Origin of the sequence: Thermobifida alba (genome assembly GCF_023208015.1) — a bacterium.
Taxonomy (GTDB): Bacteria; Actinomycetota; Actinomycetes; order Streptosporangiales; family Streptosporangiaceae; genus Thermobifida; species Thermobifida alba.
Genome location: NZ_CP051627.1, coordinates 3,456,463 through 3,478,674 on the forward strand (window position 1 = coordinate 3,456,463; position 22,212 = coordinate 3,478,674).

The following is a 22,212-nucleotide window of genomic DNA, read 5'->3' on the forward strand; positions in this document are numbered from 1 at the left end:
TGGGTCGGTGACAGGCGGTGTCCCGGCGGGATCAGTCGGTCATCTCCTTCAGGACGGCTTCTTCGACCGCGGCCGCGAACTCGCGGAGGGTGGGGTGGTCGAACACCGTCCGGGTGGGGACGCGCACCCCGAAGGCGGACTCGATTCCGGAGACGACCCGGATTCCGGCCACCGAGTCGCCGCCGATGTCGAAGAAGTTGTCGCGCGCGCCGACCCGCTCCCGGCCCAGGGCTTCGGCCCACAGTTGCGCGACGACCTCCTCGGTGACGGTCTCGGGCGGTTCGTAGGGGGCCGCGGAGGAGCCGTCCGGTCGGGGCAGGGCGCGGCGGTCCACCTTGCCGTTGCGGTTGAGCGGCAGCTCGTCGAGGAGCAGCAGCGTCGCGGGAACCATGTAGGCGGGCAGGGAGCGCGCCAGTTCCGCGGTGACGGCGTCGGGGTCGGGGGCGGCGCCGGGCTCGGGGACGAGGTAGCCGACCAGTGTCCGCGACCCCGAGGGCGTGTCGACGACGGCGGCCGCGGCGTGGGCGACCCCCGGGCACGCGGCGAGCGCGTTCTCGATCTCCCCGAGTTCGATGCGGTGGCCGCGCAGTTTGATCTGGCCGTCGGCGCGGCCCAGGAATTCGATGCGGCCGTCGGCGTTCCACCGCACCAGGTCGCCGGTGCGGTAGAGCCGTCCTCCGGGGGTGAAGGGGTCGGCCACGAACCGTTCGGCGGTCAGTCCGGGCCGTCCCTCGTAGCCGCGGGCGGTCCCGTGTCCGGCCAGGTACAGTTCGCCCACCGCGCCGACGGGGACCGGGTGCAGGAAGTCGTCCAGCACGTGCGCGCGGGTGCCGTCCATCGGGCGGCCGATGGGGGCCGCTCCGTGCTCGGCCTCGGCCGCGCTGATGGGGGTGCAGGTGGCGAAGGTGGTCGTCTCGGTCGGCCCGTAGACGTGCACCACCTCGGTGTCGGGGCAGGCGGCCAGGACCTTGGCGAAGGACGCCGGGTGGGCGGCCTCACCGCCGGTCCACACCTCGCGCAGCCCGGTGAAGCACCCGGGGTCCTGCTGGGCGAACAGGTTGAACAGGGCGGTGGTGAGGAAGACCGCGGTCACGCCGTGGTCGCGGACGCAGCGGCGGAGCGTGTCGGCGGTGACGTCGTCGGGCGGGGCGACCACGACGGTGCCGCCGCCCAGCAGCGGTGCCCAGATCTCGTAGGTCGCGGCGTCGAACGCGTGCGGGGAGTGCCACAGGACGCGTTCGTGGCCGGACGTCCAGTGCCGGTCGCGGGCCAGGGCGACGATGTTGCCGTGGTCGACCACGACGCCCTTGGGGACGCCGGTGGAGCCGGAGGTGAACATCGTGTACGCGGCCGTGGCGGGGGAGACCGGCACGGTGTCGGCCGCGGGGCCGGGGTCGGGGCCCTGCGGGGTGCGGGGGCCGAACTCGACGACGGGGACGGCCGGTTCGCCGGGGAGGCGGTCGCGCAGGTCCGGGTCGACGACCGCGGCGCGGGCGCCGGTGTCGGTGAGGACGCGGGCGATCCGGTCGGGCGGGAAGTCCACGTGCACCGGGACGTAGGCGGCTCCGGTCTTGAGGACGGCGAGCATGGCGACGACGGTCCGCGGTGACCGGGGCATGAGGAGCAGCACCCGGTCCTCGCGGCCGACGCCGTGGCCGCGCAGCCGCGCCGCGAACCGGTCGGCGGCGGCGTCGAGTTCGGCGTAGCTGAGGGCGCCGCCGTCCCAGACCAGGGCGGGCGCGTCGGGCCGTTCGGCGGCCTGCGCGGCGAACAGGTCGGTGACCGACCGGGTCGGCGGCTGCGCCTGGGGGCCGTGGACGACGTCGGGGCCCGGTGCGGCGGTGGTGCGCCGCAGCCGTCCCAGGGGCGCATCGGGGTCGGCGGCGAGTCCGGCGAGGACGTCGACCAGGTCGCTGAGCAGGCGGTGGGCGGTGTCGGTGTGGAAGGCCGACGGGTCGTGGCCGAGCAGCAGGCGGATGTGGTCGCCGTCGTAGGCGGCCAGGGTCAGGGGATAGTTGGTGGCCTCGTCGGCGTCGACCCGCTCCACGGTGATGCCGTGGGCCCGGGCCGCCTCGGTGTCCACCGGATAGTTCTCGAACACCACCAGACTGTCGAACAACGGCGTCTGCGCACCCAGCGTCTCGGCCTGGATACGGTGCAACGGCACATGGTCGTACTCACGCGCCTCCAACTGCGCCTCCTGCAGAGCACGCAGCCACCGGACCACCGGCACCCCCGGCTCCACCCCCACCCGCACCGGCAGCGTGTTGATGAACAGGCCCACCGCCGAGTCCATGCCCGCCACCTCGGCACGACGCCCCGACGTCGTCGCCCCGAACACCACGTCACGCTGCCCCGACCACGCCGACAACACCAACGCCCACGCCCCCTGAACCAGGGTGTTCAGCGTGATGCGACGGGAACGGGCGAAGTCGCGCAGTCTCCGGGTCTGTTCGACGGACAGTTCGCGGGGCAGGCGCGCGGTGGAGCGGGCGGTGCGTACGTCGCGGGGCGCCTGGTCGTAGGGCAGCGCCGTGGGCCCCTCGACCCCCTCCAAAACCCGCCGCCAGTACGCCAGCCCCGACTCGGTGTCCCGCCCGGACAACCACTCCAGATGGTCGGCGAACGGCCGACGCCGCGGCAGCTCCTCCCCCGCATACGCCGCGAACACGTCCGACAGCACCAGCGGCAGACTCCACCCGTCCAACAACAGATGGTGGAACGTCCACACCACCACCACACGGCCCCCGGCCAACCGCACCAACCCCACACGCACGGGGGGTTCGTCGGCGAGGCGGAACTCCCGGGCCCTGTCCTCGGCCAGGAACTCCCTCAGGGCGGTGTCCCGGTCGCAGTGGCGCCGGTCGTGCACGGTCACCGACGCCTCCCGGTTCTGGTGGACCACTTGGACGGGGGAGTCCAGCCCCTCCCAGACCACCGTGGTCCGCAGCACCGGCGTTGCCCGGATCACCCGCCGCCACGCCCCGGCCAACCGCTCCACATCGTCCACCCCGGACAACTCCACGACCACCTGCTCCAGGTAGGCCGCCGAATCCGGCTCCAACAACGAGTGGAACAGCATCCCCTCCTGCATCGGCGTCAACGGCAACACGTCGACCACACCACGCCCGTCACCGACCAACCGGTCCACCCGCGCCTGGTCCAACGCCACCAACGGAAAGTCCGACGGCGTCGCACCCCCCACACCCCCGGACCGGCACAACTCCACCAACGCGACCACCTCGGCCACGAACCGCTCCGCCACCGCCACCACCGTCTCCCGGTCGTGGATCTCGTGCGAGTAGGCCCAGTCGAAGACGAGGCGGTCGCCGTCGTGGCGTCCGACGACGTCGATCAGGTGGGCCCTGGGGTGGTCGGGGTCCTGGGTGCCGCGCAGTACGGCCGAGGTGAAGGGCGTGCCGGTGGCGGTGTCGAAGCGGCCGAGGTAGTTGAAGCCGACCGCAGGCACCGGAACCCGACCCAGCACCTCCCGCGCCCGCTCACCCCCCAGATAACGCAGCGCCCCGAACCCCACCCCCCGGTTCGGCACCGCACGCAACGCCTCCTTGGTCCGCTTCAACAGCACCACCGGATCGGCGTCGTCCTCCAACGCCACCGGATACACACTGGTGAACCAGCCCACCGTCCGCGAGACATCCACCCCGTCGAACAACTCCTCGCGGCCGTGGCCCTCCACATCCACCAACACCCGGCCCGCACCGGTCCACCCGCACAACACCCGACCCAACGCCGCCAGCAGCACATCGTCCACCCGCGCCCGAAACACCGACGCAGCCCCCCGCAACAACCCCTCCACGACATCGGGGGGAAGCGCGACCGACACCGTGCGCTGGGTGGAGACGGTGTTGGCTCCGTCGGCGTCCACCGGCACCTCGGCTTCGGCGTCGTCGGCGGCGACGGCAGTCCAGTGGTCGAGTTCGGTGTCGAAACCGCCCGCGGCGGTGAACTCCACCAACCGCCGCGCCCACTCCGCGAACGCCGTACTCCCCGCCCCCAGATCCACCGGCTCACCAGCCACCGCACTCCGGTAACCAGCCGCCAGATCCTCCAACAACACCCGCCACGACACCCCGTCCACCACCAGGTGGTGCGCCGCCAACAACAACCGCGCCCCCCGCACACCCCCGTCGAACACCACCGCCCGCACCACGGGGCCGTCCGTCAGCGACAGTTCGGCCTCCACCCGGGCGGCGGTCTCGGCGATCACCGTGTCGGGGTCGTCCGCGGCGTCGAGGGTCACGGTCTCGACGGCGGGGGCGGCCGCGGCGTCGTCGATGCGTGCCGCACCGTCCTCGACACGCAGTCGGAGCATGGCGTGCCGGTCGGCCAGCGCGGCCACCGCCACCCCCAACGCCTCCCGGTCCACCCCCTCGACCAGATCCACCAGCACCGACATCGCGAAATGGTCCACACCGGCCGCATACACGTCGAAGAACCACCGCATGATCGGCGTCAACGGCACCGGACCCGACACCGCCCCGCCGTCCACCCCACCCCCGGCAGCCTCCTCAACCACCGCCACCTCGGCCAACGCCGCCACACACTGCCGCGCGAACACATCCCGCGACGTCACCACCACACCCTCACGCCGCGCCCGCGCCACCACCTGCAAACTCAGAATCGAATCCCCGCCCAACGCGAAGAAGTTGTCGTACACACCAACCCGATCCACCCCCAACACCACCGCGAACACCTCCGCCAACACCCGCTCCACCCCACTACGCGGAGCCACATACTCATCGGCGGCGTTCGCGTTCCAGTCGGGTTCGGGGAGCGCGGACCGGTCCACCTTGCCGTTGCGGGTGACCGGGACGGTGTCGAGGACGAGCACGGAGTCGGGGACCATGGCGGGCGGCAGCGAGGCGGTGAGGGCCGAACGCAGTTCGGCGGCGTCCAGTTCGGTCTCCGCCTCCGCGACGACGTAGCCGACGAGGCGGCTCGCGTTCCGGTGGTCGGAGCGGACCACGGCCACGGCCTGGCGGACTCCGGGCAGCGCGGTGAGTGCTGCCTCGACCTCGCCGAGTTCGATCCGCACGCCGCGCACCTTGACCTGGTCGTCGGCGCGGCCGGCGAACTCCAGCTCGCCGTCGGCGTTCCACCGCACCAGGTCCCCGGTCCGGTAGAGCCGCCCACCCGAGGAGAACGGATCCGCCACGAACCGCGACGCGGTCAGCCCCGGACGACCGTGGTACCCACGCGCCACCCCGGCACCACCCACATACAGCTCACCGACCACCCCCACGGGCACCGGACGCAGAAAACCGTCCAGCACGTAGACCCGGGTGCCGAGGATCGGGCTGCCGATCGGCGGGGTCCGCCCCGGTGCGAGGGGTCCGCTGAGGGTGGCGGCGACGGTGATCTCGGTGGGGCCGTAGGCGTTGACCATCCTGCGGCCCGGCGCCCAGCGGCGCACCAGGTCGGCCGAGCACGCCTCCGCGCCGACGACGAGCGTGCGCAGGTCGGGGAAGTCGCCCTCGGGCACGGTGGCCAGCACGGACGGCGGGATGATGGTGAGGTTGACGCGGTGGTCGCGCAGCACGTCGGCGAGGTCGTCCCCGACGAGCCCGCCCGGCGGCGGGAGGACCAGCGCGGCTCCGGCGCCGAACGCCATCAGCACCTCCATCACGGAGGCGTCGAAGCTGGCGGAGGCCAGTTGCAGCACCCGGAAGCCGGGTTCGGTGCCGAACCGGTCGCGCATGGCGGCGGCGAGTTCGGCGATGCCGCGGTGGGTCACCACCACCCCCTTGGGGGTCCCGGTGGAACCGGACGTGTAGATCAGGTAGGCGGCGTCGTCCAGGGTGAGGTCCGGGCGCGGCGCACGCGGCGGCGCGTCCGCCGGGTCGGACAGGGTCACCCGGCGCACCCCGGCGGGCAGGTCGAGGGCGTCGTCACCGGTGACGACGGTGTCGGTGCCGGAGTCGTCGACCATGAACGCCAGCCGGTCGGCGGGGTAGTCGGGATCCAGCGGCAGGTAGACCGCCCCGATCCGGACCGCGGCGAGCAGCGCGGTGACCAGGTCCGGGCCTCGTTCCAGGCAGACGCCCACGACGGAGCCGCGTCCCACGCCCAGGGCGGCGAGCCGGTCGGCGAACCGGTCGGCGGCGGCGTCGAGTTCGGCGTAGCTGAGGGCGCCGCCGTCCCAGACCAGGGCGGGCGCGTCGGGCCGTTCGGCGGCCTGCGCGGCGAACAGGTCGACCAGGGTCTGCGCGCGCAGCGGTCCGGGGTCGGCGTTCCACTCGGTGAGCACGCGGGCGCGCTCGTCGGGGTCCTGGAGGGGCAGGGCCGCGAGTCCGCGTCCGGGGTCGGCGGTCAGTTCGCGCAGCAGCCGTGCCACCCGGTCCAGCAGCTGGCGGGCGGTGTCGGCGTGGAACGCGGACGGATCGTACCTGAGGTGCAGGCGGATGTGGTCGCCGTCGTAGGCGGCCAGGGTCAGGGGATAGTTGGTGGCCTCGTCGGCGTCGACCCGCTCCACGGTGATGCCGTGGGCCCGGGCCGCCTCGGTGTCCACCGGATAGTTCTCGAACACCACCAGACTGTCGAACAACGGCGTCTGCGCACCCAGCGTCTCGGCCTGGATACGGTGCAACGGCACATGGTCGTACTCACGCGCCTCCAACTGCGCCTCCTGCAGAGCACGCAGCCACCGGACCACCGGCACCCCCGGCTCCACCCCCACCCGCACCGGCAGCGTGTTGATGAACAGGCCCACCGCCGAGTCCATGCCCGCCACCTCGGCACGACGCCCCGACGTCGTCGCCCCGAACACCACGTCACGCTGCCCCGACCACGCCGACAACACCAACGCCCACGCCCCCTGAACCAGGGTGTTGACCGTCATCCGGTGGGTTCGGGCGAACCGGTGGAGGGCAGCGGTGTCCTGCTGGGGGAGGTGGTGCTCGATCCGTGCGGTGGAGCGGGCGGTGCGTACGTCGCGGGGCGCCTGGTCGTAGGGCAGCGCCGTGGGCCCCTCGACCCCCTCCAAAACCCGCCGCCAGTACGCCAGCCCCGACTCGGTGTCCCGCCCGGACAACCACTCCAGATGGTCGGCGAACGGCCGACGCCGCGGCAGCTCCTCCCCCGCATACGCCGCGAACACGTCCGACAGCACCAGCGGCAGACTCCACCCGTCCAACAACAGATGGTGGAACGTCCACACCACCACCACACGGCCCCCGGCCAACCGCACCAACCCCACACGCACGGGAGGACGGGACCACGTGTCCATGCCTTCGGCCCGGTCCGCGGCGAGGTACTGCTCCAGGTGGGCACGCCGGGAGTCGGCGTCGTGGTCGCTGAGGTCGTGGACGCGCACCTCCGGTTCGGTGCTGCGGTGGACCACTTGGACGGGGGAGTCCAGCCCCTCCCAGACCACCGTGGTCCGCAGCACCGGCGTCGCCCGGATCACCCGCCGCCACGCCCCGGCCAACCGCTCCACATCGTCCACCCCGGACAACTCCACGACCACCTGCTCCAGGTAGGCCGCCGAATCCGGCTCCAACAACGAGTGGAACAGCATCCCCTCCTGCATCGGCGTCAACGGCAACACGTCGACCACACCACGCCCGTCACCGACCAACCGGTCCACCCGCGCCTGGTCCAACGCCACCAACGGAAAGTCCGACGGCGTCGCACCCCCCACACCCCCGGACCGGCACAACTCCACCAACGCGACCACCTCGGCCACGAACCGCTCCGCCACCGCCACCACCGTCTCCCGGTCGTGCAGCGCCTCGGAGTAGATCCAGTCGAAGACGAGGCGGTCCTCGACGACCCTGCCGACGACGTCGAGCACGTGCGGGCGGGGCGAGTCGGGCGCGTACTCGCCTCCGGGGTTGAGGGTCAGCCCGGCGACCGGTCCGTTGTCGCTCTCGGTGTCGAAGCGGCCGAGGTAGTTGAAGCCGACCGCAGGCACCGGAACCCGACCCAGCACCTCCCGCGCCCGCTCACCCCCCAGATAACGCAGCGCCCCGAACCCCACCCCCCGGTTCGGCACCGCACGCAACGCCTCCTTGGTCCGCTTCAACAGCACCACCGGATCGGCGTCGTCCTCCAACGCCACCGGATACACACTGGTGAACCAGCCCACCGTCCGCGAGACATCCACCCCGTCGAACAACTCCTCGCGGCCGTGGCCCTCCACATCCACCAACACCCGGCCCGCACCGGTCCACCCGCACAACACCCGACCCAACGCCGCCAGCAGCACATCGTCCACCCGCGCCCGAAACACCGACGCAGCCCCCCGCAACAACCCCTCCACGGCAGGGGAGGGGACCTCCACGGTGACGGTGCGCTGCGTCGCGGCGGTCGCGGTGCGTCCGCCGGGGGCGGGAAGGTCGGTGTCGAGGGGGACGTCGGGCTCCGCGCCGGCGGCGACGGCAGTCCAGTGGTCGAGTTCGGTGTCGAAGCCGCCCGCGGCGGTGAACTCCACCAACCGCCGCGCCCACTCCGCGAACGCCGTACTCCCCGCCCCCAGATCCACCGGCTCACCAGCCACCGCACTCCGGTAACCAGCCGCCAGATCCTCCAACAACACCCGCCACGACACCCCGTCCACCACCAGGTGGTGCGCCGCCAACAACAACCGCGCCCCCCGCACACCCCCGTCGAACACCACCGCCCGCACCACGGGTCCCTTCGCCGGGGAGAGGGACGCGTGCACCTGGTGGATGCGGGTCTGCAGGGCCTCGTCGGCCTGTTCGGGGGCGAGGCCGGACAGGTCGACGGTTTCCAGGGTGAGGTCGGCGGGTTCGGCGGGCAGCCACGCCCGGTCGCCGTCGGCGCGCAGTCGGAGCATGGCGTGCCGGTCGGCCAGCGCGGCCACCGCCACCCCCAACGCCTCCCGGTCCACCCCCTCGACCAGATCCACCAGCACCGACATCGCGAAATGGTCCACACCGGCCGCATACACGTCGAAGAACCACCGCATGATCGGCGTCAACGGCACCGGACCCGACACCGCCCCGCCGTCCACCCCACCCCCGGCAGCCTCCTCAACCACCGCCACCTCGGCCAACGCCGCCACACACTGCCGCGCGAACACATCCCGCGACGTCACCACCACACCCTCACGCCGCGCCCGCGCCACCACCTGCAAACTCAGAATCGAATCCCCGCCCAACGCGAAGAAGTTGTCGTACACACCAACCCGATCCACCCCCAACACCACCGCGAACACCTCCGCCAACACCCGCTCCACCCCACTACGCGGAGCCACATACTCATCGGTGTCCCGGACGTCGGGGGCGGGCAGGGCGGAGCGGTCCACCTTGCCGTTGGCGTTGAGCGGCATCGCGTCGAGGCGGACGAGCACCGAGGGGACCAGGTAGTCGGGCAGCCTGCCCGCGAGCGCGGCGCGGACGGCTTCGACGTCGGCGTCGGCGCCGACGAGGTAGCCGACGAGTTGGCGCACACCGGTCCCGGGCTCGTGGACCACCACGACGGCCTCGTCCACTTCCGGCACCGCCAGCAGCGCGGCCTCGATCTCCCCGGGTTCGACGCGGAACCCGCGGATCTTGAGCTGGTCGTCGGCGCGGCCGGCGAACTCCAGCTCGCCGTCGGCGTTCCACCGCACCAGGTCCCCGGTCCGGTAGAGCCGCCCACCCGAGGAGAACGGATCCGCCACGAACCGCGACGCGGTCAGCCCCGGACGACCGTGGTACCCACGCGCCACCCCGGCACCACCCACATACAGCTCACCGACCACCCCCACGGGCACCGGACGCAGAAAACCGTCCAGCACGTAGACCCGGGTGCCGTCCAGGGGTCCGCCGATCGGCGGCGGCTCCGGGACCCCGCCGCCCCGCGGCAGCGTCGCGGTGGTGGCGTACGTCGTCGTCTCGGTGGGGCCGTAGACGTTGACCAGGTCCAGGTCCGGGCATGCCCGCGACACCCGTTCCAGGGCCGCCCGGTTGGCGGCCTCCCCTCCGGTCAGCACCTCGCGCAGCCCCGCGAAGCAGGTCGGCTCCTGGTGGGCGAACAGGTTGAACAGCGAGGTCGTCAGGAACACGCCGGTCACTCCGTGGCGGGCGACCTGGTCGGCGAAGCCCTCGGGGTCGAGGGTGCCGGGCGGGGCGACGGCCACGGTCCCGCCGGTCAGCAGCGGCGTCCAGATCTCGTAGGTCGCGGCGTCGAACGCGTGCGAGGAGTGGAACAGGACCCGGTCGTGCGCTCCGCCGCGCCAGCGGTGGTCGCTGGCGAGCGCGGTGATGTCCCCGTGGGTGACGGCCACTCCCTTGGGGGTGCCGGTGGAGCCGGAGGTGAACATCACGTAGGCGAGGTGGTGCGGCGTGACGGCGGGCAGGTCGGAGCCGTCGGGGAGCGTCTTCTCCCCGACGGGCCGTCCGGCGCGGTCCAGTGTCAGGACCGGGACGTCCACCTCTGCGGTGACGTGGGCGGAGGCCGCGTCGGTGAGCACGCACGCCGCACCGGTGTCCTCGACCAGCCAGCGCACCCGCGAGGCGGGGTCGCCCGCGTGTGCGGGGACGTAGGCGCCTCCGGCGCGGAGGACCGCGAGCATCGCCACCACGACGTGGGCGCCGCGCTCCAGGGCCAGGACGACCGGCGTCTCCACGTCCACGCCCTGGCCGCGTAGCAGTCGGGCCAGCCGGTCGGTGCGGGCGTCGAGTTCGGCGTAGCTGAGGGCGCCGCCGTCCCAGACCAGGGCGGGCGCGTCGGGCCGTTCGGCGACCTGCGCGGCGAACAGGTCGGTGACCGTGGCCGGGGGTGCGGCCGGGGTGTCGCCCGCCCAGCGCAGCAGGGTGTCGCGCGCGGCGTCGTCGCTCGGGTCCAGCGCCGCGATCCGCAGGTCGGGGTCGGCCGTCGCGGCGTCGACGATCCTGTCGAACGCGGCGACGAGCGCCTCGATGCGTTCGGGCCGGTACAGGGCGGTGCTGTACTCGACGGTGAGCCGCAGTCCGCCGTCGCGCTCCTCGAACTCGAAGACGAGGTCGAAGAGGGCGGAGCGGCGCGGAAGGTCGACGGCGTGGACGTCGAGGCCGGGGAGGTCGAGGTCGCCGGAGTGGGCGTTCTGCAGCACCACCAGTGCCTGGAAGAGGGGGGTGCGCGAGGGGTCGCGTTCGTCGACGAGCCGCTCCACCAGCAGGTCGAAGGGCACCTCGTGGGCGAAGGCGTCGAGCACGGTGCGGCGGATGTCGGCCAGGAAGGACCGCACCGTCGCCGACCGTTCGGGGGCCGTGCGGATCACCAGCGGGTTGACGAAGAATCCGACGACGTCGTCGAGCCGGTGGTGGTCGCGTCCGGAGGCCGCGATGCCCAGCGCGACGTCCCGGCTGCCCGAGGCGGCGACGAGCAGCAGGTGGACCAGCGCGGTCAGCGTCATGAACAGGGTGGCGTCCTCGTTGCGGCCCAGGCGCCGCAGCGCGTCGGTCGCCGCTGGGGAGAGCACGTGCCGGTGGACTGCTCCGGCCGTGGACCGGATCTCGGGGCGCGGGTGGTCGGTGGGCAGCTCCAGCACCGGGGGGTCGGCCAGGTGCCGCGACCAGTGGTCGAGGCGCCGGCGGGTCTCGGGAGTGTCGCGGCGGTCCTGCTCCCAGACGGCGAAGTCGAGGTAGCGCAGTCGCGGTTCGGGCAGCGTGCCGCCGTCGCCGTCGACCCTGCTCCGGTAGAGGGCGGCCAGGTCGCGGTTGACGACGTCCACCGACCATCCGTCGCTGACGATGTGGTGCGAGCTCAGCACGAGGACGTGCTCGTGTGCGTCCATGCGGACCAGCAGCGCCCGGAACAGCGGTCCGCGGGCGAGGTCGAAGGGCTGCTGCGTCTCGGCTTCGAGCAGGCGGGCCAGTTCCCGGTCGCGTTCGTGCGCGGGCCGGTCGGACAGGTCTTCCTCGGTGAGGAGGTCGGCGGCCTCGGGGACGGGGGTGATCCGCTGCAGGGGGTGTCCGTCGACGTCGTCGAAGACGGTCCGCAGCGATGCGTGGCGGGCGACCAGGTCGACCAGTGCGGCGCGCAGCGCGGGGACGGACAGCGGTCCGCGCACCCGGTAGGCGGTGCCGGTGTAGTACTCGGTCCCGGTCTGCTCGTACTGGTCGAGGAACCACAGGCGGCGCTGCGCGGCGGACAGCGGCGCCGGTCCGTCCTCCTCGGTCCGTTCGATGGGGTCGGCTGTCCCGCCGTGCTCGCGCACGTGCTCGGCGAGCTGGGCGGCGGTCGGGTGGGCGAAGAGGACGCGCCGGTCCAGGGCCGTGCCCAGTCGGGCGTCGATGCGTGACAGCGCGCGGGCGGCCAGGATGGAGTCGCCGCCGAGGTCGGAGAAGAAGTCGTCCTCGACGCTCACCCGGTCCACCGCGAGGACCGCTGCGAACTCCTCGGCGACGGCCCGCTCGGTGTCGTCCCGCGGGGCGACGTGGTCGCGTCCGGAGGTGTCGGGGGCGGGCAGGGCGGCACGGTCGATCTTGCCGTTGGCGGTCATGGGCAGGGCGTCGAGCGGTACCACCGCGGAGGGCACCATGTGGTCGGGCAGGGTCGCGGCCAGGGCCGCGCGCACCTCGTCGGGGTCGACCCGGGTGTCGGGGGCGACGACGTAGCCGACCAGGCGGCGCACGCCCGGACGGTCCTCGCGGACGGTGACCACGGCGTGGCGGACCCCGGGCAGGGCGGTGAGCGCGGTCTCGACCTCCCCCGGCTCGACCCGGAACCCGCGGATCTTGACCTGGTCGTCCACACGCCCCAGGAACTCCAGCTCACCGTCGGCACGCACCCGCACCAGATCCCCCGACCGGTACATCCGGGCCCCGGGAGGACCGAAGGGATCAGCCACGAACCGCGACGCGGTCAACCCCGACCGACCGTGGTACCCACGCGCCACCCCCTCCCCCGCGATGTACAACTCCCCCGACACCCCCGCACCCACCGGACGCAGCGCGTCGTCCAGGACGTACACCGAGGTGCCGTCGACGGCCCGGCCGATCGGGGGGCGTCCGGCGCCGCTGAGGGGGGCGCTCATGGTGGCGCACACGGTCGTCTCGGTGGGGCCGTAGCCGTTGAACACGCACCGTCCCCGCGACCACAGGTCGACGAGTTCCCCGGGGCACGCCTCACCCGCGACCATCAGCGACTCCAGGTCGTCCAGTCCTTCGGGGGAGAGGCCGGGCAGGACCGCGGGCGGCAGGGTGACGTGGGTGATGCGGTGCCCGCGCAGGGTCCGCACCAGCGCGTCGCCGAGGAGCCGTTCCCTGGGCTGCACCACCAGGGCCGCACCATTGAGCAGGGCCATGCACACCTCGAACACCGAGGCGTCGAAGCTGGGCGAGGCGAACTGCAGCACCCGGGAGTCGGAACGCACCCGCATGCGGACCCTCTGGGTACGGGCCAGGGCGGCGATGCCGCGGTGGGTCACCACCACCCCCTTGGGGGTCCCGGTGGAACCGGACGTGTAGATGACGTAGGCCGCGTCGTCCAGGCCGAGGTCGAACCGCGGGGCCGGGGCGGACGCGGCGGGCTCTCCGGTGAACACACGCGTTCCGTCGAGGAGCGTCCCCTTCCGGGCGGGGTCCGTGACGACCAGCGCCGCAGCGGAGTCGCGGAGCATGAACTCCAGGCGCTGCCGGGGATAGGCCGGGTCGAGGGGCAGGTAGGCACCGCCCGCCCGCATCACGGCGAGCAGGGCGACCACCAGCTCCGTCCCGCGCTCCAGGCACACCCCGACCCGGTCACCGCGGCCCACGCCCGCCTCGGCCAGCGCGCCGGCCAGTCGTTCGACGCGCTCGTGCAGTTCTCCGTAGGTCAGAGTCCCGGTCTCGGACACCAGCGCCACCGCGTCCGGGTTGCGTCGCGCCTGCGCGGCGAACAGTTCCGGCAGCGGCCGCGGCGCCTCGGGGGCGTCCGCGGGGCGGTTGGCACGGTCGGATTCCTGGAAGGACGGCACGGATCCCACTCCTGTCGGATCTTGGGCGGGCGGAAACGGGGACGGGCAGGAGGAGGGGCCGCCACGGGGCGGCCCTTCGCGGGGAGGAGGCGCTCAGGCCGCGGTGGCCTGGTCGGTGCGGCGCAGGGTGCGGCCGTTGTACTGCATGAGTTCGACCGTGTCGGCGGAGTCGGGGGCGCGCAGGAAGCGGCCGCTGAGCAGGAGGCCGCCGTACTCGGCCGCTTCGACGCTGAAGGTGAGGTCGGGCCCGGCCTCCAGGCTGCCGTGGAGGCCGTTGGAGATGTTGAAGCGGAAGGCGCCGGCCTGGTCGGGGGTGATCCGCACCGACAGTTCTCCGTTGGTGTAGTTGCCGGTGAACCGCGCGTCGGGCAGGGACGTGCCGGACGCGGGCCTCGGCTGGCGGTAGTGGCCGACGTGCAGTCCGAGGTTGCGCAGCTCGTCGACCAGGTCCTCCCACATCGCCAGGCCGGTGGTGGAGTTGGTGGTGAGCGCGACCGCGGCCCCGCCCGCCGGATCGAGGCGCACGTTGCAGGTGCCGCCGTCGAGGGTGCCGTCGTGGCCGAGCCAGCGGGTCCGGTCCGCGTGGAAGACTCCCCAGCCCGCGCACCATCCGTCGGCCAGGCCGAACGGCTCGGCGGCGCGGACCTCGCGTCCCATCTCCGCGAGCACCTCGGGGTCGGCGATCTCGGTGTCGAGTGCGGCGTGGTCGGCGGCCATGAACGCGCGCGCGAAGGCGACGAGGTCGGTGGCGCTGCCCGCGAGGCCGCCCGCGGCGGTGAGGGCGGGCTCGACGTAGAAGTCGACCGGTTCGGTGTGTCCGGTCGCGGAGTGCACCGCGTGGCCGCTGACGGTGTCGGGGCGGGCGGAGGGGGTGCGCGCGTCGTGGACGAAGGCCAGGTCCAGGCCGGTCGGGCCGAACAGGTAGGACTCGATGGCCTCCCACCAGTCCTGGCCGGTCACGGCCTCCACGACGTAGGCGGCGACCGCGTAGCCGGTGTTGGAGTAGGAGAACGCGGTCCCCGGCGTGCTGATCCACTCGGTGTCCAGGACCGAGGTGAAGTGGCGGCGCAGTGACGCCGAGCGGAGCGGGGCGCCCTCGTGGTCGGAGACCAGCCCCGAGGTGTGGCTGAGCAGGTGGCGGAGGGTGGTCGAGCGCATCGGGTGGCCGTGGGGGATCTGGTGGGACGCCAGGTGGTCGGCGACGGGACGGTCGAGTTCGATCTCGCCGTCCTCGACCAGCTGCATGACCAGGGCCGCGGTGAAGATCTTGCTGACCGATCCGTAGGGGAAGCGGGAGCGGGGGGTGACCGGGTCCGGTCGTCCGGTCCGCGTCACGCCGTGGACCGCTTCGAGCAACTCTCCGTCCAGGTACACCGCGAGCTGAGCGCCGGGGACCCGATGCCGTTCAGCGAGCTTCTCCAACAGGCCAGAAATCCGGTCGAGTTCCACTCTCTCCCCCTGAAGAGCATGTGAGCGATCGAGTATTTCCTCTGATCTCCACGTGGTATAGACACACATAACCGAGTTGGTAGAGCTTGCCCTACCTCGTCCAGAGAATCAGCTACACCAGGCCGAATATGCAAGCGCATTCAGGTGTAGACCGAAACACGCAGGTGGGAGAGCGTGAACGTCATTCGGGATGACAAAGGCATCGCGCGGTGCTTCGTCTCGCACAGTCCGGTGTGTTCGGCGGGAATCCCGGTTTCCTTTCCGAACGTCCCGGGGATTCCGGTCCGCCGATCCGTCAGGAGCGGCGCCTGCGGAAGGAGAAGTGGTGTCCTCCGAGAACGGGTTCGCCTTCGAATTCTCTTCGTAATCCGCCGCCCTCGTTCCACCGGCCGCGCCGGAACGTCTTCGGGAAGGGCGGACAGCGGTTCGGGGGATTCGTTTTCACCGCTCCGGCAGCCGCTGCCCCGGCTGTCGCGGCGCGGGGACCGCCCCGGCCCCGGTTCGGCCGGTGGGCTCTGCACGGGTCCCGCCCGGGAGGAGCACCGCGTCCCACTGCCCACCTCGACCACGTGTTTCACCGAGGTCCGCGGTGGTCACCCGCCGGTGAGCGCAGCGCCTCCGGTGTGATTGATCTCTCATCGGCCCGTCCCCTGGCGGCGGGCACCGTGCGGCGCAGGGCCGTCATGCCGCCGGCGGGCACGGCCGGGAAAGGAACTCGCGGAACCGGCCCTTCTCGAACACACTCGTGGCCGTCGGTGCGGTGAGCGGACCTGAACGGCGGGCCGAAACCCGCGCGCGGAAAGGATACGGATTATCCGTATCAGGGCTACGGCGCTGCCGAAACCGATGGTGGGGGGAGAGTTCACTCCTGACGGAACTCCCGAAGCCGATGGGAAGAGCGTCGGACAGCCCCGGAGTAGATCTTCGGAACACCGGTCAGTGAGCACAGGAAATCTCTGTGTACGTTTCGGTCCGGGTCCGTGGTGAATTCACGGAATACCGCTGCCGGGCGCGGTGTCCGCTCCGACTGGAAGCGAAATGGGAATTTCGTTCGGCGTCCCCGGGGCCGTCGTGCGACCGCCGGCCTTCACGCGGGGCCGCCCGTTCGGAGGCGTTCCGCTCCGGAATGGGCGGGGAGAATCCGGAACCGGGTGCGTTGAATTCCGTCGCGGAGCGGCCGCCGGTCAGTGGAGAGCCGCCGTGCTCACCTGCGGTGCCGCACGTGGTGGACGACCAGCAGCATGATGCACGCGACGGTGACCAGGCCGAACGCCGGAGCCACCAGGAGGGGGAACCCGCCGAACGAGGTGACGGCGTTTCCCACCGCGCTGATGATCAGCACCGCCCACAGCAGGGCACGCAGCATCCTGCCGTCGCCGCGGCGGTCGTTCCGGCGGCCACCGGGACCGGAGGCCGGGGTCCGGTCGAGGCGGTACGGGTCTGTCATGGACACTCCACGGATAGGGGGTCGTCGAGGGAGCGGGGGTTCGCCGGCCTTCCGGCGCACGGTCCGTGCGTCCTCGTCCGCGCGCTCCGGGACTCCGTCACGTCCTCACGGAGTCCGCTGCGACACCGGAGCGGCCCCGCATCGGCCACAGTCAGTGAGCAACCGCTACTCCCTCTTCCGCACGGCCTCGCGCTCCAAACGGAGACAAAGGAAATTTTCCTGTGGCGTATGACACATGAACTTTCTGTGCCTCGCCGCGGGAAGGAACCGGCCGCGCCCCGACCGCCCGGGCGAGCCCCGCCATCGGAGCCTTCGGGCCGGGCGGGAACCCGGTGGCCGCCGCGTCCGCCGCACCCCGCCGTTGCCACGAACAGGTCCCCGACTGTCCCGCGCCTCCCTCCGGAGGAGTGCGGTGTGGGGCGGGGTACGGCGGACGCGATTCCGCCCCACCGGCGCCCCGGCCGGCGGCGGCCCCGGTGGTGAAGCCGGTGCGCCGATCGCGGAAGCGCATCCTGGCGAGGGTGCGGGCGGCGCTGGGGGACGTGCCGCGCGGCGAGGAGCCGGAGGAGGTCGCGGTACCGCGCGGCCGGGCCGCCGCGGACGGACTGGTGGACCTGTTCGTGGACCGTCTGGAGCACTACCGGGCGCGCCCGCACCGGGTGCGCGCCGCCGACCTGCCCGAGGCGGTCGCGGCGGCGCTGCGGCGGCGCGGGGCCGAACGGGCGGCGGTGCCCGCCGACCTGCCCGGGGCGTGGACGGAGCGGACCGGGACCGGACTGGTCGTCGACGCCGACCTCGACCTGGCCGTGCTGGACGCGGTGGACGGCGTGGTCACCGGATGCGCGGTGGCCGTCGCCGAGACCGGCACGATCGTGCTGGACGGGGGGCGGCCCAGGGGCGGCGGGCGCTGACACTGGTGCCCGACCACCACCTGTGCGTGGTGCGCGCCGACCAGATCGTCGCGGACGTGCCCGACGCGGTGGCGCGGCTGTCCCCACCCGCCCGCTGACCCGGATCAGCGGCCCCTCGGCCACCAGCGACATCGAACTCGACCGGGTGGAGGGGGTGCCCGGTCCCCGCGCCCTGGCGGTCCTGGTCGTCACCTCCCCCGAACGGCTGTGACGGCAGGGGCTATCCTGCGCGCCCGGAAGACCCCATGCCGTCGAGATCCCCGGAGGGGTGCGGGTGAACCTCGAACTGCTGCGCACGTTCCTCGCCGTCCACCGCGCGGGCTCGTTCACCAGGGCCGCCGCCGCGCTGGGCGTGTCCCAGCCCACCGTCACCGCGCAGATCCGGACGTTGGAGAAGGAGCTGGGCCGGCAGCTGTTCGTCCGCCACCCGGGCGGGGTGAGCCCCACCGGCCCGGCCGACCAGCTGGCCCGGCGGGTCGCCCCGCACCTGGACGGGCTGGCGGCGGTCGTGGAGACCGAGGTGCGGCGGCGTCCGCTGTCCGAGCAGCCGGTGCACCTCGGCGGACCGGCCGAGCTGCTCGCCGCGCGCGTCCTGCCCGCGCTCGCCCCGCTGGTGGACCGGGGGCTGCGGCTGCGGGTGGTCCCGGGCCTGCCGGAGCCGCTGCTGGACGGCCTGCTCGCGGGCCGCCACGACCTGGTGCTGTGCACCGTGCCGCCGCGGCGGCGCGGGGTGTCGGCCACTCCCCTGGTGGACGAGGAGTTCCTGCTGGTGGGCCACCCCGACTGGGTGGACCGGCTGCCCGGGGACGTTGCGGCGGACGGCGGCGCGGCGCTGGACGACGTGCCGGTCGTCGCCTACGCCGAGGAGCTGCCGATCGTCCGCCGCTACTGGCTGACCGTGTTCGAGCGGCGTCCGCCGATGCGGGCCGCCGTCGTGGTGCCGGACCTGCGGGCCGTGCTGTCCGCGGTCACCGCCGGAGCGGGGATCAGCGTCCTGCCCGACTACCTCGTCTCCGGGGCGCTGGCCCGGGGCGAGCTGGCCGTGCTGCACCGCCCCGAGCTGCCGCCGCTCAACACCGTGCACCTGGCCGTGCGTGCGGGGACGCTCGCCCTGCCGCACGTGCGGGCGGTGCACGAGAGGCTCCTGGCCGGGGTCGGGGGACGGTAGTCAGCCGGCCAGCAGCTTGACCACGGCCTCGGCCACCCCGGCCGCCGAGGCCGGGTTCTGGCCGGTGACCAGCCGTTCGCTGGCCACGATGCACGGCTGGAACTTCGGGGCCCGGACATGGACGCCGCCGCGCTCCTCCAGCTTCTCCTGGAGCAGGAACGGCACGGTGTCCGCGAGGCCGACCGCTTCCTCCTCCTCGTTGGTGAAGGCGGCGAACGCCTTGCCCGCCACGAGCGGGCGGCCGTCGGACCGGGTGAGGTTGACCAGCGCGGCCGGTCCGTGGCAGACCGCGGCGACCACGCCGCCCGCCTCGTAGACGTCGCGGGCCAGCGCGGCCAGGTCGGCGGCGTCGGGGAAGTCCCACATGGTGCCGTGGCCGCCGACGAAGTACACGGCGGCGTAGTCGGCCGGGTCGAGGCGGTCGGCCGTGGGGGTGTCGGCCAGGGCCTTCGCCACGTCGGGGTCGTCGCGGAACGCCCGCTGGACCGGGTCGTCGGGGTCGTAGCCGGTCTCGGGCGGCCGCCCGCCCCGGACCGACACGAAGGAGACCTCGTGGCCCGCCCTGCGGAACACCTCCCACGGGTGCGCGGCCTCCGGAACGTAGTAGCCGGTGGGACCGCCGCCGTCGCCGAGCCGGTCCTGGCTGGTCAGTGCGAGCAGGATGCGCCTGGGGGGAGTCGGCATCGTCGTCCGCCCTTCGTTCGCGGTGGTGGACCCTGCGGTCCGCTGTCGCCCACGACGGTAGACGGCGACCGCCTCCCCCACCCCATCAGCGTTTCGAGGGGGAGCCATAGGGCTGGTCATCGCTCCACGCAGGACGGCCTTCCGAAGGGCGTGTGATCCGCGTCACCCGGTCCCGTGGGGGTCCGTGCCGCCGTCCGCCGCCGGGCCGCACCACTCCGGCAGCCGCTCCCGGAGTCCCCGCAGCAGGGTCCTGACCTCCTCGGAGGCGTCCACCAGGGTGACGGCGGCGTCCAGCACCGCGATCGCGGCGACGTACTGCGCGACCAGCTCGGCGGAGTCCGCACTGAGCCGGACGGCGCACGCCTTCGGCCCCCGCGCCTCGATCTCCCCCGGGACGTGCGAGAACAGCCGGGCCCGCACCGCGTCGGCCCCCAGTGCGACCTCCAGCCGGGCGGTGTGGCGGTAGGTGGCGGCGGCAAACGACCGGGTGAGGTAGGTGACCGCGTCCGGGGCCGGCAGCGGGCGCGGGAGGAAGCGGTCGTGCGAGGGCCGCGGACCGGTGATCCGGTCGGCCCGGAAGACCCGCCAGTCCTCCCGGGAGGGGTCGTAGGCGACCAGGTACCACCGGCCTCCGAAGGTGACCAGGCGCAGCGGTTCGACGCGGCGCGCGCTGCCCGCTCCGGCGCGGTCGAGGTAGTCGAAGGCCAGCACCCTGCGGTCGCGGCAGCACGCGGCGAGGACGGCCAGCACCGCGGGGTCGACACGGGGGGCGCCGCGCGCGGGGACGGCCTCGGCGCTGCCGCCGAGGGCCGCCAGCCGGGGGCGCAGCCGGGCGGGAAGGAGCCGCTCCAGTTTGGCCAGCGCCCGCAGCGCGCTCTCCCCGAGCCCGGCGACGCCGCTGCCTCCCGCCGTGACCAGGCCGAGCGCGACGGCGACGGCCTCCTCCTCGTCCAGCAGCAGCGGCGGCAGGTTCCGGCCGGACACGAGGCGGTAGCCGCCCGCGGTGCCGGTGGTGCTCTCCACCGGGTAGTCGAGCGCACGCAGCCGGTCGACGTCGCGGCGCACGGTACGGGTGCTGACGCCGAGCCGTTCGGCGAGTTCGGCGCCCGACCACTCGCGTCGGCCCTGCAGCAGCGACAGCAGGCGCAGCAGGCGTCCGGGCATACTCCCGCGCGCCGGTCCCGACTCCTCGCTCACGGACACCAGACTGGCATTCCTTGAGGACAGGCCGCGTCCTCAAGGGCTCCTAGGGTGAGCCGCATGAACGACCTGGCGACGCAACTCACCGCGCGTGTGCGCGGCCGGGTGCTCCTGCCCGGCACGGACGGATACGACGACGAGCGGAGCGGTTTCCAACGCCTCGACCCCCACCGCCCCGCGGTGGTCGTGGCCGCGGCCTGCGCCGAGGACGTGCGTGCCGCGGTGGAGGCCGCCGCCGCGCACCGGCGCCCGCTGGCGGTGCAGGCCGCCGGGCACGGCCTGGCCGCCCCCACCGGGGGTGTGCTGGTCAGCACGCGCCGCATGTGCGCCGTGCGGGTCGACCCGCGGGCCCGCACCGCGTGGGTCGCGGCGGGCGCGACCTGGCGGCACGTGATCGAGGCGGCCGCACCGCACGGGCTGGCTCCGCTGTCGGGCAGCTTCCCGGACGTGGGCGCGGTCCCCTACACGCTGGGCGGCGGCGTGGGCCTGCTGGCCCGGCGGTACGGCTTCGCCTCCGACCACGTGCGCCGGTTCGACCTGGTCACCCCCGACGCGCGGCTCCGCCGGGCCACGGCGGACTCCGAGCCCGACCTGTTCTGGGCGCTGCGCGGCGGCGGGGGCAACTTCGGCGTGGTCACCGGTATGGAGATCGGCCTGGTGCCGGTCTCCCGGATCTACGGCGGAAGCCTGTTCTTCGACGTGGCGCGGGTTCCCGATGTGCTGGACGGCTGGCGCCGCTGGACCGCGGACCTGCCCGAGGAGCTGACCTCGGGGGTGACGGCCCTGACGTACCCGGACCTGCCGGTGCTGCCCGAACCGCTGCGCGGACGCCAGGTCGCCCAGGTCCAGATCGCCTTTCTCGGCTCCGCACGGGAGGGCCGCCGGCTGGTGGAGCCGCTGCGCTCCCTCGGCCCGGTCCTGCGCGACACGCTGCGCGACCTCCCCTACACCGAGTCCGGCACGGTGTTCGACGAACCCGACCGGCCGCACGCCTACCGTTCGCAGAACCTCCTGGTGCGCGACCTCGCCCCGCGGGCCCTGGCCGGGCTGGCCGAGGCGGCCGCCCCCTCGTCCCCGGTGCTGACCGTGGTGGGGCTGCGGCACCTGGGCGGCGCGCTGGCGCGTGCGCCGCGCACCGCCGGTGCCGTCGGCCACCGGGACGCCGCCTACTCGGTGACGGTCCTCTCCCCGGTGGGGGAGGGGGAGCGGGAGACGGTGCGCGAGGTGCACCGCGCCGCCCTGGCACCGCTCGCCGACGCCGCGGTGGGCCGCTCGCTCAACTTCTCCTTCGGGCCGCTCGACCAGGACGGGGTCCGCTCCGCGTTCGCGCCCGCGGACTACGAGCGGCTCACCCGGCTCAGGGCCCGGTACGACCCGCACGGCCTGCTCCACGCCAACCACCGCGTCCCCGCCGCCGGGTAGCGGCCGCGTCCGGGCGTCCCGGCGA

General features: G+C 73.4%; 7 protein-coding genes and 1 pseudogene. 3 read left to right on the forward strand and 5 right to left on the reverse strand.

What is annotated here, in order from left to right; translation table 11 throughout:
• Positions 1-31: 31 nt before the first annotated feature.
• The 3 genes from FOF52_RS21955 to FOF52_RS15280 form a co-directional block, all read right to left on the reverse strand.
• Positions 32-13,906 carry a non-ribosomal peptide synthetase gene (locus FOF52_RS21955; RefSeq protein WP_282573515.1) on the reverse strand — a complete coding sequence of 4,625 codons (13,875 nt, stop codon included), beginning with the start codon at positions 13,904-13,906 and terminating at the stop codon, positions 32-34.
• 93 nt (positions 13,907-13,999) lie between these two features.
• Entirely contained in the window at positions 14,000-15,355 is a 1,356-nt protein-coding gene (locus FOF52_RS15275; RefSeq protein WP_248590629.1) for a serine hydrolase domain-containing protein, read from the reverse strand.
• A 1,204-nt stretch (positions 15,356-16,559) separates the two neighbouring features.
• The gene (locus FOF52_RS15280; protein ID WP_248590630.1) at positions 16,560-16,802 is read right to left on the reverse strand and encodes a hypothetical protein; all 243 of its coding nucleotides are present in this window, start codon (positions 16,800-16,802) and stop codon (positions 16,560-16,562) included.
• Between the two features lie 488 nt (positions 16,803-17,290).
• Between FOF52_RS15280 and FOF52_RS15285 the strand changes: the two are divergent.
• Both FOF52_RS15285 and FOF52_RS15290 read left to right on the forward strand, forming a co-directional pair.
• Positions 17,291-17,924, forward strand: a pseudogene (locus tag FOF52_RS15285) (LutC/YkgG family protein).
• Between the two features lie 63 nt (positions 17,925-17,987).
• Complete coding sequence (locus FOF52_RS15290; protein ID WP_248590631.1) at positions 17,988-18,881, forward strand: LysR family transcriptional regulator; 894 nt, start codon at positions 17,988-17,990, stop codon at positions 18,879-18,881.
• Here FOF52_RS15290 and FOF52_RS15295 read toward each other — a convergent pair whose 3' ends face one another.
• Positions 18,882-19,565 carry a type 1 glutamine amidotransferase domain-containing protein gene (locus tag FOF52_RS15295; protein WP_248590632.1) on the reverse strand — a complete coding sequence of 228 codons (684 nt, stop codon included), beginning with the start codon at positions 19,563-19,565 and terminating at the stop codon, positions 18,882-18,884.
• Positions 19,566-19,727: 162 nt separating this feature from the next.
• Positions 19,728-20,768, reverse strand: a complete 1,041-nt coding sequence (locus tag FOF52_RS15300; RefSeq protein WP_425583719.1) for a helix-turn-helix transcriptional regulator — start codon at positions 20,766-20,768, stop codon at positions 19,728-19,730.
• Positions 20,769-20,825: 57 nt separating this feature from the next.
• Between FOF52_RS15300 and FOF52_RS15305 the strand changes: the two genes are divergently transcribed.
• Positions 20,826-22,187, forward strand: a complete 1,362-nt coding sequence (locus tag FOF52_RS15305; protein ID WP_248590633.1) for an FAD-binding oxidoreductase — start codon at positions 20,826-20,828, stop codon at positions 22,185-22,187.
• Positions 22,188-22,212: the final 25 nt, after the last annotated feature.